Below are 16,303 nucleotides of genomic sequence, written 5' to 3' on the forward strand. Positions count from 1 at the left end.
TAATCAGAACCCAACGTTAAGTAGTCCTAATAAACCTTTCTAATAACGATATTAATAAAGACAAGGCATAAGCATGTTAGGCATATCGCATTAAGCGGGAATTACACGACCTAATCAATGAACGTAAAACAACGGAACAATTAATGTAATGTTTGACATCAATTAAGTAATCATTGGTTAATCTATTTAATTCATTGATTATGAAATCTCTCGATGCCTTTGAGTATCCTCCTTTACATTCTATTCCTAATAAATAATCAATCAATAAATAGTAAGTAGCAGGTATGGCGATTTCTGACGGTAATGACTCAAGGAGTAACTCCTTAGTAACGTTTAGGTGAATATTACCATGCCTAAGGTAATGACCGCTGCCAATACCGACTAGGTGGGCAATCTCGTGAGCAAGGACTTGCCAACCCCCCCAATAAGTCGCGCATTTACTAAAGTCACGTTTAATGCGCCAAGTCCCAATATGAATGCTGGCGGACCTATACCTCCTAATGTACATTACATAACCATAAACATGCCTGTGACCGACATTACCATGAATATACACACTACGTATATCCTCAGGAACCCCCCCAAAGAGGAGGGCATTATTGAACGTGGCAATTATGAAGTTGGTAATGCTTTGATCACTGAAATTACCGGTATTTAGCGTATTAATGATGGAACTGTTGATGACAAACTTAATCCCATTATTTAATACCCTAATCCACAGAACGTGAAACTTCAGCACAATTTATAAGTAAAACCCATCAGTTCCAGGCTAATCTCCTCATTAATCGGCGGAGGTGCATATCATCATTAGTACCTACATAAATACATAAAAGGTTAATATATTTTACAAGTAACTGTGGGCAGGTAATGGTTAGGTGGATTAAGCTTACGGTAATTAATGATAACAAGCCAAACCCACCATTACTTAATGATTGGGGGGGTTGGAGCATACTTATCGAGACGGATAAGTGGACTCTGCTTTACGACGCAGATACGGAGTCGAGGGTTATTGAGAATAATGTAAGGGCCTTGGGCATAGACCTCAATAGGGTTGATGCAGCCTTCCTTAGTCATTACCATGCTGACCACTATGGTGGGTTTAAGTACGTTGGTGAGGTTAGGAGGGGGGGGTTAACGGTGTATGTTCCTGAGGTTGATAACGTATTACGTAGGTGGGGGGGTCTTAATCCGGTTACTGTTAGGGATTCGAGGGAGATACTTGAGGACGCCTTTACGACAGGCGTCATGAGCGGTATGGGTGTTTATGAGCATTCATTAATCATTAGATTGAGCGGTTATGGTTCTATTATCGTCGTTGGTTGTTCTCATCCAGGCATTGATAACATCGTGAGGAGGGGGGGCCGTGAACTGCTCGGTGATGTTTACCTGGTAATTGGTGGTTTCCATGGCCCATCTAGGCAGCAGCTTGATGTTGTCGCTAAGTACTCAAGGTATGTATGCCCAGCTCATTGCTCTGGTGATGAGACTAGGCATTACGTGAGTGTGGCTTATAGGGATAAGTATTGTGATGTTAAGACCGGTACCGTGATTAACCTGCCAATGAGTTGATTCAACTAGAATGGTTCTTAAATTAGTGAGTGATATCGTTAGCTGATAATGGTTAGTAAGGACGTGATTTTCGACGAAGTTAGAAGAAATGGTAGAGAGTGGATAATTAGGGGGGGTAGGGTTAGGAGTAGGTCTAGGCCAAGTACCTGGCATAATGTTGAGGTTAGGATTAGGAGGTTGAGGAATAGCGAGGTGGCCATAGTTGGTAGGTGCGATTGCGAGGCATTTACTAAGGGCCACATGGTTTGTTGGCATATGCTTCACTTAACGAATGTCTTCATTAGGAATAGGCGTAAACTAGTTAATGGTCTTGGGATCTCTGTTAATTAGTAATTGAAAGAAAGACTTATAACACAGAACCTAGAGTAGATACTGTGCTTGATTTATTATCAATTATGGTGTTCTATATCTAACAGGAAATAGCTCACTGGTCACTATAAATGCGACAGTATACACGCCAGCACTATTAATGAACATAACACTCCCAGTACAGCCACTGGGCCTGTGACCGTGACGAATAGTACAGGACAGCCAATACCCTACTATATATTGAATAACGAGGTGTACCTACCGATGGTCAATACAGGAAATATAACAATAACATACACACCGTATATAAAGGTCTTAAGCAATGGAACATTACAACTCAGTATAAATACTAATTATGAGACCCAGGTCTACATGGCAAGTAATGTATTGCCAACAACAATACCAAGCAATATACAGGGCTTTCAGGAGACGGGCAATGGAGTTATACTAACACTAGCGCCAGGTAACTACGTGATAAACTTCTTAACAACAGGCCCTGTAATAACCATGAAGACCACAACCACGCAGCATACAGCGAAGACGAACATGGCACAGCTCATTCCCTACTCATCACTGGGTTACATAATAGTAATAGTTGTGGTTGTGATATTATTATCGGTATTACTCATCATAAGACGCAGAAAGTGATTGGTAAACCCGGGTAAACGTTAATAATTGAATTACTAATTAAGGCTGTGAGTCTAAAGTTACCGCCATATACATTTGACGACTTCCAGGTTGGCATGAAAATGAGATCACAGGGATTAACAGTCACTGAGACCCATATCATTCAATTCGCTGGATTAACGGGAGATTACAATCCATTACACGTTGATGATGTGTTTGCAAAAGAGACTATTTTCGAGGGTAGGGTTGCCCATGGACTATTGGTCCAAGCCCTCGCCGTTGGCCTATTCGCACCGTTGGTTGCCGGTACGACGATAGCGCTGCTCGAGGTTAACTCGAAATTTTTAAAGCCCGTTAAGATCGGTGACACGATATACGTCGAGTCCGAGGTCGTTGATAAGAAACCAAGTAATAAGTACAACGGTGGTGTAATAACGTTTAAGCATGAGGTTAAGAATCAAAGGGGGGGAGAGACGGTAGCTACGATAGAGACGAAGCTCCTAATAGCGAGGGGGGGATTAGCTACAAAGAAGAACGCACTAAAGATGTAATGACGTAAAATACGACGAGTAGCGCTTTTAAACTGGTTCCTTGCCTTTGTTATTAGCCGGGTCGTCTAGCGGCCAAGGATGGCGGGCTTTGGACCAGCAGGGGGGGTAGAAACCCGTTGACCCCGGTTCGAATCCGCCCGGCTACCAATGGGTATTAATCTTTGTTCAGTTTGCCTAATGTCCTCCTAAGCATGTACCTTACTCATTGTCTCTTCATGCATCTTTTTCAACATATCATAGACCTTAGTTGCGAGCTTTAGATGCCTCTCTATTCCATATCATAGTTATGTATACATCAAAAGCTATTATTCCTTGATTAAAGCCTCGGATATAGTACGACCACCCTACTGGGTCTTCCGATTTTTTCATGGGTCATTACCCTAACATACCTGCCTGCCCTACTCATTGCCTCATTTAATTCCTCCTGTGTTGGTCTTCTCCAGGGCGTGCCTGGTATTGGAATTAATGGGTCAATTATTAGGACTGGGTCTCTTGTAATGCCTGTCAGGTATTTCGCGATTCCCTCTATGTCCTTTGCATCGTTTAGACCAGGTATTAACACGGTCTCAAAGATAACCCTAACGCCGCTCTCCAGTAATCGCTTTATATTCCTTAGGACAGGTTCAAGGGGGGGTTTACCCGTATATTTAATATGCTTGCTTGGGTCAAGGGTCTTAATCCCAATGACGACCTCGCAATCCCCGCATAGTCCTAGTTCGTTTAGTAATTCATTACTTATTTCGTAGGCATTGGTTAATAGTCTTATTCTCAACCTTCTATTATTCAATTCCCTAACTATCATAGGTAGGGCTGGGTCGATTGTTGGTTCTTCACCTCCGAGGACGGTCTCTTCCATGCTGTATTGATTAATGGCGTTATCAATTATTTCTAGAAACTCGTTAATGCTCAATAATCCCTGGAACCTTAACTTAACCAATTCGTCATTGCCTAAATGGTGGTCCCATGGTGTTAGCTTCCTTATGCACCATGGCAGGTAAAGTTGCATCCTAGGAATTGCACGTAGGCTGAGTGCAGGTCTATGTAATACGTTATGTGGCTGATTCTTGTGCTCACATGGTTGGTTAGAAATCCTATTTTTAAGCATGGTCATTATTAAAGTAAGGTTAATAATTCATTGCACAAGCCTTATTTTGATGCTGATGACTTGCCCAACTGATAAGTGATGTAGATTAGGGGCTGGGCTTAGACAATTAGTTCTACGCCGGCGTTTTTCAGCGCCGAAATGGCTATTTCCTTATCATCCTGAGGTTTATTACCGGCAATGCCTATTGCGAACATTAAGCCCTGGAGCCTAAATGGTACCCCCCCGCCAGCTGTTACTGTAAGTCGCTCATTCCAGCCAACGCCGTAATTAATACCGACTTCATCAAACACAGCGTCTGATGGGACCTTAAAGGCTGCTGCTGTCCAAGCTCTATCGCGTGAAACCTCAATATAGCCGTAGGGAGTTCCATCCATCCTATAAATCAGTACTGGCCATCCCCCCCACTCATCAACTATTGTTATAGCTACTGGGCGTAGCCTCTTCTCTATGATGTGGTTAATCACGGTATCGGCGATCATCCTCAATGACCTAAGCATATCCTCGCCGGTAAAGTCAATATGATCCTCCCTATAAAATGCGCTCAACCCAGCCTGTGCTATTGCCTCATCCTCCTCGGCGGAGCCGCCGCTATGCCCTATACCGCCAATGACCTTATTACCTGAGACCACAGGTACTGAGCCAGGAATTATTGTGAGTCTACCACCATACTTAACATTGAGTCTCCAACCCTGACCTCTTGTAACAACCTCGAGAACTCTGGCTGAGGTCTTCATTGTTGCCGCTGTCCAGGCCTTGTCAATTGCTATGTCGAAGGTCGCCGGTAAGCCGTTGTCTCTACGCTCAGCTGCAATTACGTGGCCACCCTCATCAACCACGGCAAAACTGCCTGGTAATACCCTATTGTCTCTTGCATATCTAATCATTGCATCAATCATCTTCCTGCAACGTCGAGGGTTATAGTCCTTGGCACGCTCATGATTGCACACCCCTCCTAGCCCTTGGGTCAAAGCCCTTCTTAGGCTCAAGCTTAAGCCCCGACTGCATTAATAACTCAACAACCTTCTTACCAAGCATTGGTGAGGCGGATACGCCGGCCGGCCCAAGCACTATGTTGACCCAGTTTGGTACGTAGTCCGGTATGTCTACCACGAAGTCATGCCAGCCAGTGTCCGCGTTTGTGTATGCCATGAAGCCTATGAACGACTTAACAACATGCTTCTCAAAGGGTATTTCAGGGAATAACTCCTTGGCAACCTTGATATTGTGATTAACAGCCTCCTCACGGACAGCCCTATCGCTCCTATACGTGAGCTCAAGGTAAATGCCTGACCTAGCAAAACCATAAATATTGGGTAGTACTGCTTTCACATGCGGCATATCCTCTATCCTAGGCAGTACGTGAACCTCATGACTTATTAACTTACCAACTTCTTCGTCAAAGTCGGTCAAGGTGCCCTTTAGCGGCACAATAGAGAAGTTTCTCGCACCAACCATCTCGGCAATCCTATCAACCTCAATACCTGCCGCATTGACTACGAAGGTTGACTTAATGGCCAAACCCTGTTTAGTATAAATGTTATATACTATTCCCTGCCTCTCAATCCTAACAACCTCCTGGTTAAGTAGGAACTCGACACCATTAGCCCTGGCATTCTCCGCAAAGGCTTGGCAACCTTAACGGGGGGGTCAGTTATGCATAGGTTTGGGTCATGTAGGGCTCCCAAAGCATTTGGTGTAATGTATGGCTCCATATCCAATAATCGCTTCCTATCCACAAATTCAAGGGGTTGAAAACTACCCTCAGGTATGTAATAAGGCGCATTAGGCTCAAGCGATGATTTAAAGGCCCTTGAGTAAAGCCTCAGGTACCTCCTGAAGTCAGCCTTATCCCTAATTAACCAAAGACCACCAATTCTCTTCAATGGGAAACCAAGCTCATCAGCGAGCTTTGGCCAAAGCGGTATGCTCTTAACATTCAACTCGGCATGGAGTGTGCCCGGCCTAAATGATAATGCGTCACCACCTTGACAGACCAGGTTGTGATTCGTTGACGTACTTTCCAACCCAATGTCACTATGCTTCTCAATAACCACAACACTAACATTATACTGCGATAACTCGCGGGCTACCGATACACCGGCAATCCCACCACCAATAATTGCAACGTCAAAATTAAGAAATTCCGGCATAATTACTTATTCTTCTTAAATTAATTAAGTAATGCCCATAAAATAACTATATATTTAACGAAAATCACTCACCAGAATAAACTAAGTACTTAATTCCATTAAAAGTAACCTCCCTCGTTAAACTCCTTATCTTATCGAGAATCTCCATATCTAGATTATTCCTCCTAATAACATCCATCACCTGTTCAATAGTCATTGGCTGTATCTTGAGTATACTTAACAAGCTATTTACCGGATCATTCCTATCTATATGAAACTCTCCTCTCTCAATATAGTCTATTATGAAGATCCTATCACTATTTACATACTTTGAGAGCACTCTGGCTAGGTTCATTAGTACATCGGATGTTGGTGGCTTAACCCAGGTCTCAGCGGGTGGTCTTGTGGGCACCATCATGTAGACCCTATCCGGCCTGTACCTACTTATGGCATCGCCAATACGTTCTATCTCATCCTCATTATCATTTACTCCATGAACAAGCATTACCTCAGTCCATATCTGCCCACTAAACACCTCACGGAATCTCTCAATACCCTCTATGAACTTATCAAAGGTTATCTCCCTATGAGGCCTATTAATGAGCCTAAACGTTCTCTCACTTCCCGCATCAGTGCTTACCTTAACCACATCCAATTCACTTAACCATGCCCTGACATTCTCATCAATTAGCTTGGCACCATTGGTCAGTATTGCCAAGGGCTTATCCTGATTATCCCTAGCCCACCGAATTAACTTACCCAGGCCAGCATAAAGCGTTGGTTCCCCATCGCCAATAAATGTTAAGTAGTCATAATCCTTAGTCCTCACCGCGATTTCCAACTCTTTAATAATATCCTCAGGTGGGTAAAACATTCTCAGGTCATTTATTACGTGCTTTGTCCTGCCTAGTTGGCAGTATATACAATTGAAATTGCAGTACTTAAGTGGAACAACATTTACGCCAAGCGACCTACCTAATCTACGAGACGGCACGGGACCAAAGATATACTTAAACATTAAGTGCTCATTGAACTCTCACTATGCTTATTAAAATACTTTATTGAATGTTTATATTTCTATTTCTAATTAATAAGTAATTGAAAGTAATAATGAGATAACGCATTAAAAACCTCTTTCTACACCTGTATTTACGGTAAAATATCGCGTACTTAGGGAAAACATTATATTACATGTATAATACTCAATTATTAAAAAGGGTATCCAGTAAATAATGACTATTGCTTAAAGAGTTTTCGTAAATTTTTAGGATGGTTCTTTAATGAAGTATTTCGTGATTAGCCAAAAGGTTGAGTACTCAAGGAGGATTTATCAGGAGGCCATGATGCAGTGTTTAAAGCCATGGTATACCGATGACTGCCGCAGTTGTAGGTCTGAATTCAATAGGTGTTTGGTTAGTTACCTATCATTATTAAATTGAGAGGGAATACTTAAATCATCGTTATTAAAAATCATCGCGTGACATACATATTTCCAAGTAGGGAGTGGGTTAATGCCTTATGCCTGAATCTTAATAATGATAGGGATTTCCTCAATGCAATTAATGGCTGGAAAATAGAAGTACTACTCGTTGGCAGAAACCTAAGCCCAAACGTAATAAATCATCTACAGAGAACGTACGGCATTAATAAAATTGAAACGATAGGCGTATTCTTTAGGTTTGATGATTCATGCATTGAAGCCTCCCTCATTATAAATCCAGACATTAACTCATACCAATACGTGGTTATTGCTGATTACGATGTATGGCTTAAGATACTCAGTGGATTAAGTGATCCGGTAACGACTATGCTCAGCGTATTTAGGAAGTTGGAGGTTAGGGGTAGTATGGTGACGCTTATTAGGTTGGCTGCAAACATTGTTTCACCGATGGCTAGGGTTATTATGAGGACACCAACAGAGATAATAAAGTAATTTAATTTTTAATGAACTATGGCGCTATGTTACCACCACCAATGCCACCAGCGTCTCCAACCGCCATGCCATCCTCCGTAAAACCAACCCCCCCAGCCTGGACCCCCCCATGGAGCAGGTGGTGGGTATGGGTAGCTTGTGTACCAGCTCTTAAAGCTCTTGCCTAGGTCTGTCAATTCCACGTACTCCTCACCACCCTCCTTAACAACCCTTATTAAACCAGCCATTTGTAGCGCACTTATTGCGTAATCAAAGGCTGCGCCGTAGAGTGGTACCCTGCTTCTCAAATCGCTCATCTTTATCCTATCCGTTATTTGGTTTAGTATTATCCACGCACCCCACCTCGTTATGCCGAACATTCTTATCACCAATATCGCTTCTGATATCGGATTTAAAAACCTTTCTCATCATGTATTCATATAAATACTTAATTAAAATGAATACATCTGATTATCCCTTTATACCACCGATGTTGAAGCCCTCGAGCAACCTACCCATTATTATGTAGCTAAGCACCATAACAGGTAGCGCAACCACAAGGCCGATGAAGCCAGTAACCCCCCCAATCAACAGCCTTACTCCTTATCGCCTCTATTGCAAATATGGTTACTGTCTGTGCGCCCGTTGGCGGGAAGTTGAATTGCCATGGGGTCTCCGTTAGTATCAACGGATAAAATAGTAACTGCCAACTTATTATGAAGGATAGTATCATGACCATAAACCAACTACTCCTGGTTATTGGGGCTATGATCCTAAACAACGTATAAGTCGAGGAGGCACCCTCAATCTCAGCCAACTCCTGATACTCATTTGGTAAGTCCCTATAAATGTTGAAGAGGAGCCAGGCGGACAGCGTTACCGTGAATATGGGCTCGGCAAGTATTAATGCCCACCAGGTGTTTAAGAGCCCTGAGTTCATGAATAGGATGTACACTGGGAATATGAAGCTCGTGGCTGGTAATGAGTATAGATATATCGTGATTAGCAATAGCCAGTAAATGTTTTGCTTAGACATTATGTAAGAGGCAGTACCTGCAAGTATAGCCGATATTAACGCTACGAATGCGCCAACAACGAGGTTTGTGAATATGTATGGTGTGGAGCTCGTAATCGCGCTTATAAAGTACTTAGCCGTAAGTGCGACTGGGTATAGTATTGGTGGTGATACGAAGTCATAAATGCTGGGCCTAAAGGCGAGTATTACCATCCAATAAACGGGGGGGAATATTAAGAATAGCAGTATTATTACTGTTAAAATCCATAGTAATGAATCATAGACCTTATCCGGAACCTTAACCACGGGAAGCCTAACGTAAAGCCCCCCCCACTACGCATAACATAAAGCAGCGCAGCCGCCGGCAATGTAGCCAAGGCGCGAGCAACGCAGCGGCAGCCTCGCCACCAGAGAAGTTTCCAATGAAGTAAAGTAAATCGAATATGAGGAGGGGTAGTGTTGTTGAGGAGTAGCCTGGCCCACCCTCGGTCAATACGTATGGTATGTCGAAGTTACCCAGTTGGAGCACGAATATCACTAGGAATGCCGTAAGCACAATCTTGAAAATGTAGGGCAATGCAACACCACTATAGTACTGCGAGAGGGAGGCACCATCTACCTGGGAGACCTCCTTAAGCTCCTTACTAATTGACTTAAGCCCACCAATTATTATTAAATATGCAAAGGACGTACTGCTCCATATTCCTACGATTATTACCGCCCATATTGATAAGCCAGGGATTGTGGTCATGTTAAGCATGGGTATGTGAAATAACTTGAATAGGTAATAGAGGGGGGCCCGTACATTGGGTCGAAGAGTGTGTACCAGATCATTGATGATGATATAAACGGTATTGTGTATGGAACAAGTATTATCAGCGACATTGGCACCTGCCACCTCATGGGCAAGCTATCAACCCTAATAGCCAGTACTAATGCTAATAAAGTCGATACTAAGGCGGTTATGGTTGCAAAGAGCAATGTGTTATAAAGTGCTAAGTTGAATGTGCCGGGTGGGAAATCCGTTATTAAGCCCTTTATTGATGATGGATTAAAACCAACGAAGTAGAAGGTTAGGATTAATGGAATTAATCCAAAGGCTAGTATATACGTTAAATATGGTATTAGCCAAAACCTCCTCATGTCAGCCCAGTTACTTATCGTGAAAAATTTAATTTTTAATTTTTAAATTACGTAGTGTAGTATAGTTCAACATTAACCTGAGCTTGAACATGAACCATAGGTCTGAATAAGGGCGTTTATCCAGGATGACGCTGCCGTATTCATCGCCTGCTGCGCGCTCACCTGCCCAAGCAGGTAGCTAAACACTTCCTGGTTAAAGCTCGGTATTAACTCTGTGTATGTGGGTGGTATGTTTGGTGGATTCGCCCAGGCGTACTGAGCCGCGTCATAAACTGCCTCGAGTAATTCCTTATCATGCGGACTAAGCGTACTATTACTCAGTAGCATTTGGAATGCCTCCTTCGATATTGGGAACTTATGGAAGTACAGGTACTCATACACCTGGACCTTAGGCGATACCAGGAACGCGAGGAATTCAAGAGCCAACTGCTTATGTGTTGAGTACTTACTAACGGCGAGGAAGTTAGTGCCGGTCTCGGCGTAGCCGCCAGGTAACGGTGCTAAGCACGTATCATTGTACACGTTTGATGGTAGGTATGATAATTGGCTAACGAATAACAATGCCGCCGGTGCATACTCAGCATAAAGCTCTGGCAGGTTATCATAGGTTATTGGCGTAACGTTTGGCGGTGGCTCATATGAAACGAGCTCCTTATAGACCTCGAGTGCCTCAATACCATCTGTGGTGTTGAAGTCGGGCAATGGGTATGTACAGCCTGGCGCTGGTGCTCCGTAGAACATTATGTTGAAGTTGGGCAAGCCACCAATCCTGCCCTTGTTAAGATTTGGATCCCTCATATACCACCAGCCAAATATTGCTGGGTAAGCATCTATTATACCGTGTGATACGTGGTCATCGACCAGGACCCCATACTTGGTAATTCCGTGGCTCACGAGGAATTGATCAACCTCAAGCACCGTAGTCCAGTTTTGCCAGGTTAATGGGTTAAACTCAACGCCATACTCACTATAGAACTCCTGGGCCAATGTTTGGTTGTTGAATATTGAGCACTTATAAGCGAGCATGTAGGTTACCGTCTCATATGCTATGCCGATATACTCGATTTGACCTGTCGTAGTATTGTAGAACTCACCGCCAAAGGCTCCTGAGGAGCCATTAAATCGCTCATGTTAAATAAAGTCCCTACATATGGATTAAGCGGTAATACATAAGGCACAAACCTAAGCGCTGATGTTGACGTGAACTCTATAATGTCATACTCAGTTGAGTGCGCCTCGAGTGCCGTTAATTCATTAGTAACGTACTGACTAAATGGGTATGTAATAACCTTAACATACACATTTGGATGTTCCTCATGGAATAATTGACCGGCGAATTGTATGAATTGTGCAGTGGTTCCTGAGTAGGCAACCACAACTAATGTCACGGTTTTAGGCGTGGTTACTGCCTTAATGTAGTAGTATGCACCTACCGCGATTATTACTACGATTATAACACCAATTATGGCCCAGGCAGTACGTGAAATACCCCTCCTCACATAATGAATTACTACACTCTGATTATAAGTATTTCCTAGGATTGACTCTTTGATATTATTCAAATTACTATATTTTAATGTCAGTAAATCAGTAGTTAATTATTTCAATCTCTGAGTATCAATGGGTGTACATGGCAATGGTATTACTATGCTGACCTCATTACCAACATTACTTAATATTGGTGATTCCACGTAGTAATGAATCGGCACTAAATACTTAACACCAGCCTCCTTAGCAATCTGGACCGCCTCGCTAGTCGTTGAATGACCATGCAAATGAGATACCTCCTCAGTACCTGGGTTTCCTGATGCTTCATGAATTAGCAATGTGCAGCCTTTAGCGAGATTAACTATGTTCCTGGTGGGCCTGGTATCGCTACTATACGTTATGCATGATCCATCAGACCCATCAATCCTATATGCTAGGGTTTGCACGGTATGATCTGCCAATATCGCGGTAACTCTATAGTCATGGCTTATCAACACGGTTAAAGGCTCTGGACTTGGATCTATTGGATGAAAGTCTATTGCTGGTAGGTACTGAGGTATGCCTAAAGCATCAAAGAGCTTCTCTAAATCTACGTCCCTGGGGCCATAAACCTTAAGCGTAATTCCTCTAGACCTTGCAAAGAGGGCCAGGGTTGGTAGGCCCATTACGTGATCCCCATGCCTATGCGTTATGAGTATTAGGTCGAGGTCATTCACATCAAAGCTACAGCCCCCCCTTAAAGCCCTATACGTACCTTCACCGGCATCAATTAGAATCCTCGAATTACCGACCTCAACGATTAACGATACGTTACCCAGCAATGGATTAGAGACCCAGCCACCAACTCCAAGTGGGATTACCCTCACAGCACTTAGTAAAGATCCCAGCAATTATAAGGAGTACTTCAGAAAGACATCATATTAGGAAGGCTATCTCAAGCACCGCAAGTAAAGCACCTATTATAGTCCACCATGTAAAGACTAAGTTTAAGGCGGCAACGACGATGCCTAACGTACGAACTTCAGGATCATCATGTCTAGATATTAGTAGCGCGCCGGCGCCTATATTCATTATGGCGAGGGCAATGACTATTAATGTTAATGCCCAGAGAATCGTAGTGCCTATGTTGGGTATTGGTACGAGAATAAGCGATGCGACGCCGAGGAGGAGGGCTGGAATGAGTAGAAAGGCTCCACTGACAAGCATTAATATACCGGCAACCCTGGGCTCGCTCATTAGAATCACGCATTATTAAGCCATTAAATACTTTAAGTTATCCATAAACCCTCCTTAACCAATCGACCATCTCCCTAACACCAACATCAATGGCGGGCTCAACATCGCCCAACACCCTCCTCGTACTTTCACAATCGTATTGCACATTGACATACTTAAGTAGTGAACGAGCACCACCAGGTAGGAATAGGCCAATAATGCCTGGCGGTAATGGTATCCTAATACCACCAACACCTAAATACCCAGCCATTAACTCGGCGAAGTTACCCAAGCTATACATGGTGCACTCTGTTGCGTATAAAAACGTGTTCCTGTAATCCTCATTAACCGCCAGCTTCTCAAGCATCTCCACCAGGTAACCCACATAGATGGCATTAACAAGACCCCCCCTGATCTGCGGCACCAAGCCCATCCTCACAAACCTATAAAGGCTGAGGAATTCGTAGTGATCATTATAAGGTCCATAAACGAGCGTTGGTCTAACAATGACGTAATTAAGCCCCTCATTACCCAACTCTCTAATGGTCCTTTCACCATCGCACTTAGACCTCTCATAATCACTCCTTGGCTTTACATATGAGTAATCACAATGCACAGGCTCCTCCCTTATGTAATTACCTATCCTGCCCGAAGCCGCTGATGCACTTATGTGTATGAACTTTATTGATTTATCAACGTTGAGTATTGCCCTCGCGATATTGCGAGGAACCTCAACATGGGCATTCCATAATTCATTCCATGAGCCGTTTAACAAACCAACCGTATTAAATACGTAATTCGGCCTAACACTACTGATTAGCTTCACTACCTCATCGTAATTACCTGGGTCTAACCTATGCGGTTTAACGTTCAATTCAAGTATGTCCCTCATCATGAACGCCTTACTGCCGTGAATGGACCTGTAGGTTATATGTACATCAAAGCCTTTATCAACTAAGTGCTTAGCCAGGTTGGTAGCAATGAACCCAAGACCTATAATCAGTGCCTTCTCCACAGTGTCTTATTTATGACAAATAGTAATTAAGTCTTTCCCTAAATAGAGAAAATAGCCGATATCACTAACAAAGAAGGTTTTATAAATGCTGGGCTTCCGAATGCCATAATCGTATGCAGAGGGAATTGTGGGTATCAATAAGTGAGGGTCAGAGAAGGGCTGTATTGATAAATGCATTTCTTGGGGCGTTGCTTGGATCAATAAATATCTCATCAGTCGTTATTGCATTACCTGCAATACTCAGGGGTATTGGGCTAAGCATTAATTCATCAATAGGCTTCATGATAATGGCTTGGATAATGTTTGCATATCCATTGATAATGGCAATAACCGTGGCGCTCATTGGCAGGTTATCTGACATGTATGGCAGGGGGGGTAGAGTATTCACGATAGGCGATGTCGTATTCACCACAGCATCGTTACTACTGGGATTAACGCCAGGTTATGGAGCCATTGCCGGGATTCAAATGGTCATTTATAGATTCGTGCAAGGCTTAGGTGGATCAATGATGTTCGGAAATAGCGCCGCTATAATAACTGATGTCTTTCCGCCAGAGCGTAGGGGGGGCGTGGCTCAGGGAATCGTTGGTATATCATTCAGTGCCGGTAGTATATTAGGCTGGTAATTGGCGGATTATTAGCAACTATTGATTGGAGGTGGGTATTTCTATTCAACGTACCAATAGGCGTTATCAGCATTGTATGGGCATATAAGAGTGTCTATAGGTTACCCACAGGGTATGTAAAGGCTAGGATTGATTGGGTTGGGGGCGTCATTACTAACAATATCATTAGTATTATTACTCATGGGGGGGTTGATGCTGTCTATGATGCCCTATGGAGGCTCATCACTTGGTTGGGGGGCAATCCAATGGTTTGGGTATTACTCGGCGTTGGTGGCGCTTTATTTGCATTATTATTCGTTATTGAGTCCAGGGTCAGCGAACCAATGCTTAGGGTTAGGCTATTCAGGATTAGGCAGTTCACCTACGGCGTAGTGAGCAGTCTCTTCCTATTTCTTGCGCAGGGAGCTAACGTCTTTGTCCTATCACTACTCCTACAGGCGATTTACCTGCCGCTTCACGGCATTCCATACGCCGATACACCACTTTGGGCTGGTATATACCTAATACCAAGCAGTATCACCAACGCGGTCTTCGCACCAATAGGCGGTAAACTGCTAAATAGGTTTGGCGCCAGGGTAGTATCTACATTAGGTGCAGTATTACTTGCAGTAAGTTTTGAATTATTAACATTACTACCGATAACTAACTTCAATTACATATGGTTTGCAGCAATACTACTACTAATGGGTTCTGGTTCGGGGCTCTTCATGTCGCCAAACCTAGTATCAATACTAAGTGCCGTGCCACCGACGGAGAGGTCAGCCGCCTCTGGACTAAGGTCAGCAATGCAAAACATAGGATTACTGATGAGCTTCGCGATATTCCTAACGCTTATCTTAACCGGAGCCTCGACAGTACTGACTCAATCGATATATAAGGCATTATTAAGCGCCGGGGGGGTCCCCATAGCAGATGCGGAGAAATTGGTATCAATACCACCCGTCTACGCGCTATTTGCTGCATTCCTGGGCTACGACCCAATACAAACCTTAATTCAGCAGGCTGGAATATCGCTACCAAGCAACGTATTCTATAATATAGATAAGTTAACATTCTTCCCAAGTGCAATAGCGCCTGCAATGTCCGTGGGCTTCTATTATGCGTACCACGCAGCCGCGATACTAGCCTTACTAGCAGCCGTATTCTCATACCTAAGAGGTAAGGAGGCATTTCACCATAACCAAATCCCCCCCGAGATTGCCCATGTAAGCGTGAAAGGCACTACGAAGGTTATAGAGCAGGCAAACACCATCGACCCATTAAATAATAAACCCATTAGTGATACCAGCAATACCGCCAACATCGATATTAAATCAGATCCAATATTGAGAAAGGCCTATGCGGCCTATTTATTGATGAATACGGAACTTGGCGAAACTGTGTTGAATAGTATAACTGGTAGGGAGCTTGTTTATGCCGTAGCCGTGACCTCGGGACTACCTGAGTGGTTTATAAGCTTTGTAAATAATATTGATAATTGCCAAATCACCAATTCAGCTCTAGAGACATTAATTAAGTACGTAAACATACCAGATTGGCTAAGTGAGGTCATTAATGGTTGGTTTAAAATAAGGGGGGGTTCAAGTAAAACGTAAAATT

General features: G+C 43.3%; 17 protein-coding genes, 1 tRNA gene and 3 pseudogenes. 8 read left to right on the forward strand and 13 right to left on the reverse strand.

Annotated features, from left to right (window positions below; all coding sequences use genetic code 11):
- Window positions 1-76: 76 nt before the first annotated feature.
- Complete coding sequence (locus JCM11217_RS01390; protein WP_054841823.1) at window positions 77-739, reverse strand: hypothetical protein; 663 nt, start codon at window positions 737-739, stop codon at window positions 77-79.
- 128 nt (window positions 740-867) lie between these two features.
- Between JCM11217_RS01390 and JCM11217_RS01395 the strand changes: the two genes are divergently transcribed.
- From JCM11217_RS01395 to JCM11217_RS01415, 5 genes are all read left to right on the forward strand, one after another.
- Window positions 868-1,569, forward strand: a complete 702-nt coding sequence (locus JCM11217_RS01395; RefSeq protein WP_054841824.1) for an MBL fold metallo-hydrolase — start codon at window positions 868-870, stop codon at window positions 1,567-1,569.
- Window positions 1,570-1,617: 48 nt separating this feature from the next.
- Window positions 1,618-1,899 carry a hypothetical protein gene (locus JCM11217_RS01400; protein ID WP_054841825.1) on the forward strand — a complete coding sequence of 94 codons (282 nt, stop codon included), beginning with the start codon at window positions 1,618-1,620 and terminating at the stop codon, window positions 1,897-1,899.
- Window positions 1,900-2,079: 180 nt separating this feature from the next.
- The gene (locus JCM11217_RS01405) at window positions 2,080-2,526 is read left to right on the forward strand and encodes a hypothetical protein (protein WP_243677950.1); all 447 of its coding nucleotides are present in this window, start codon (window positions 2,080-2,082) and stop codon (window positions 2,524-2,526) included.
- 47 nt (window positions 2,527-2,573) lie between these two features.
- A complete protein-coding gene (locus tag JCM11217_RS01410) occupies window positions 2,574-3,056 on the forward strand; it encodes a MaoC/PaaZ C-terminal domain-containing protein (RefSeq protein ID WP_243677951.1) in 483 nt (160 codons plus the stop codon).
- Window positions 3,057-3,110: 54 nt separating this feature from the next.
- Window positions 3,111-3,203, forward strand: a tRNA-Gln gene (locus JCM11217_RS01415).
- Window positions 3,204-3,372: 169 nt separating this feature from the next.
- On the opposite strand, the gene JCM11217_RS01420 is transcribed toward JCM11217_RS01415, so the two are convergent.
- From JCM11217_RS01420 to JCM11217_RS01435, 4 genes and pseudogenes are all read right to left on the reverse strand, one after another.
- On the reverse strand, window positions 3,373-3,993 hold the full coding sequence (locus tag JCM11217_RS01420; RefSeq protein ID WP_243677952.1) for a radical SAM protein: 621 nt from the start codon (window positions 3,991-3,993) through the stop codon (window positions 3,373-3,375).
- A gap of 266 nt (window positions 3,994-4,259) precedes the next feature.
- Complete coding sequence (locus JCM11217_RS01425) at window positions 4,260-5,057, reverse strand: heme-binding protein (protein ID WP_054841826.1); 798 nt, start codon at window positions 5,055-5,057, stop codon at window positions 4,260-4,262.
- A 37-nt stretch (window positions 5,058-5,094) separates the two neighbouring features.
- Window positions 5,095-6,311 (reverse strand): annotated as a pseudogene (locus tag JCM11217_RS01430) (FAD-dependent oxidoreductase).
- A 64-nt stretch (window positions 6,312-6,375) separates the two neighbouring features.
- The gene (locus tag JCM11217_RS01435; protein WP_054841827.1) at window positions 6,376-7,308 is read right to left on the reverse strand and encodes a radical SAM protein; all 933 of its coding nucleotides are present in this window, start codon (window positions 7,306-7,308) and stop codon (window positions 6,376-6,378) included.
- Window positions 7,309-7,570: 262 nt separating this feature from the next.
- Between JCM11217_RS01435 and JCM11217_RS12460 the strand changes: the two genes are divergently transcribed.
- Both JCM11217_RS12460 and JCM11217_RS01440 read left to right on the forward strand, forming a co-directional pair.
- Window positions 7,571-7,729 (forward strand): hypothetical protein, encoded by a 159-nt coding sequence (locus tag JCM11217_RS12460; RefSeq protein ID WP_243677953.1) that lies wholly within the window; start codon window positions 7,571-7,573, stop codon window positions 7,727-7,729.
- A 38-nt stretch (window positions 7,730-7,767) separates the two neighbouring features.
- Window positions 7,768-8,223, forward strand: coding sequence for a hypothetical protein (locus tag JCM11217_RS01440; protein WP_054841828.1), 456 nt, complete (start codon window positions 7,768-7,770; stop codon window positions 8,221-8,223).
- Window positions 8,224-8,252: 29 nt separating this feature from the next.
- Here the strand turns inward: JCM11217_RS01440 and JCM11217_RS01445 are convergent, their stop codons facing one another.
- The 8 genes and pseudogenes from JCM11217_RS01445 to JCM11217_RS01470 form a co-directional block, all read right to left on the reverse strand.
- Window positions 8,253-8,582 (reverse strand): hypothetical protein, encoded by a 330-nt coding sequence (locus JCM11217_RS01445; RefSeq protein ID WP_054841903.1) that lies wholly within the window; start codon window positions 8,580-8,582, stop codon window positions 8,253-8,255.
- Between the two features lie 149 nt (window positions 8,583-8,731).
- A complete protein-coding gene (locus JCM11217_RS12465) occupies window positions 8,732-9,523 on the reverse strand; it encodes an ABC transporter permease subunit (RefSeq protein ID WP_243677954.1) in 792 nt (263 codons plus the stop codon).
- A 7-nt stretch (window positions 9,524-9,530) separates the two neighbouring features.
- Window positions 9,531-9,968, reverse strand: coding sequence for an ABC transporter permease subunit (locus JCM11217_RS12470; RefSeq protein WP_243677955.1), 438 nt, complete (start codon window positions 9,966-9,968; stop codon window positions 9,531-9,533).
- A complete protein-coding gene (locus JCM11217_RS12475; protein WP_243677956.1) occupies window positions 9,965-10,360 on the reverse strand; it encodes a hypothetical protein in 396 nt (131 codons plus the stop codon). Before JCM11217_RS12475 ends, JCM11217_RS12470 begins: the two co-directional genes overlap by 4 nt.
- 72 nt (window positions 10,361-10,432) lie before the next feature.
- Window positions 10,433-11,661, reverse strand: a pseudogene (locus JCM11217_RS01455) (ABC transporter substrate-binding protein).
- A 297-nt stretch (window positions 11,662-11,958) separates the two neighbouring features.
- The gene (locus tag JCM11217_RS01460; RefSeq protein ID WP_054841829.1) at window positions 11,959-12,714 is read right to left on the reverse strand and encodes an MBL fold metallo-hydrolase; all 756 of its coding nucleotides are present in this window, start codon (window positions 12,712-12,714) and stop codon (window positions 11,959-11,961) included.
- A 49-nt stretch (window positions 12,715-12,763) separates the two neighbouring features.
- Entirely contained in the window at window positions 12,764-13,084 is a 321-nt protein-coding gene (locus JCM11217_RS01465; RefSeq protein WP_054841830.1) for a hypothetical protein, read from the reverse strand.
- 37 nt (window positions 13,085-13,121) lie between these two features.
- The gene (locus JCM11217_RS01470) at window positions 13,122-14,078 is read right to left on the reverse strand and encodes an NAD-dependent epimerase/dehydratase family protein (protein WP_054841831.1); all 957 of its coding nucleotides are present in this window, start codon (window positions 14,076-14,078) and stop codon (window positions 13,122-13,124) included.
- Window positions 14,079-14,191: 113 nt separating this feature from the next.
- Here JCM11217_RS01470 and JCM11217_RS01475 point away from each other — a divergent pair.
- A pseudogene (locus tag JCM11217_RS01475) lies at window positions 14,192-16,299 on the forward strand (MFS transporter).
- Window positions 16,300-16,303: the final 4 nt, after the last annotated feature.

Origin of the sequence: Vulcanisaeta distributa JCM 11217 (assembly GCF_001316005.1) — an archaeon.
Lineage (GTDB): Archaea > Thermoproteota > Thermoprotei > Thermoproteales > Thermocladiaceae > Vulcanisaeta > Vulcanisaeta distributa_B.

Bases quoted from the DNA above. Each gene is read 5' to 3' on its own strand.
- JCM11217_RS01400 (WP_054841825.1), top strand. From the start codon at position 1,618: ATGGTTAGTAAGGACGTGATTTTCGACGAAGTTAGAAGAAATGGTAGA.
- JCM11217_RS12475 (WP_243677956.1), bottom strand. From the start codon at position 10,360: ATGAGGAGGTTTTGGCTAATACCATATTTAACGTATATACTAGCCTTT.
- JCM11217_RS12470 (WP_243677955.1), bottom strand. From the start codon at position 9,968: ATGACCACAATCCCTGGCTTATCAATATGGGCGGTAATAATCGTAGGA.
- JCM11217_RS01435 (WP_054841827.1), bottom strand. From the start codon at position 7,308: ATGTTTAAGTATATCTTTGGTCCCGTGCCGTCTCGTAGATTAGGTAGG.
- JCM11217_RS01465 (WP_054841830.1), bottom strand. From the start codon at position 13,084: ATGAGCGAGCCCAGGGTTGCCGGTATATTAATGCTTGTCAGTGGAGCC.
- JCM11217_RS01395 (WP_054841824.1), top strand. From the start codon at position 868: ATGGTTAGGTGGATTAAGCTTACGGTAATTAATGATAACAAGCCAAAC.
- JCM11217_RS01425 (WP_054841826.1), bottom strand. From the start codon at position 5,057: ATGATTGATGCAATGATTAGATATGCAAGAGACAATAGGGTATTACCA.
- JCM11217_RS01445 (WP_054841903.1), bottom strand. From the start codon at position 8,582: ATGTTCGGCATAACGAGGTGGGGTGCGTGGATAATACTAAACCAAATA.
- JCM11217_RS12460 (WP_243677953.1), top strand. From the start codon at position 7,571: ATGAAGTATTTCGTGATTAGCCAAAAGGTTGAGTACTCAAGGAGGATT.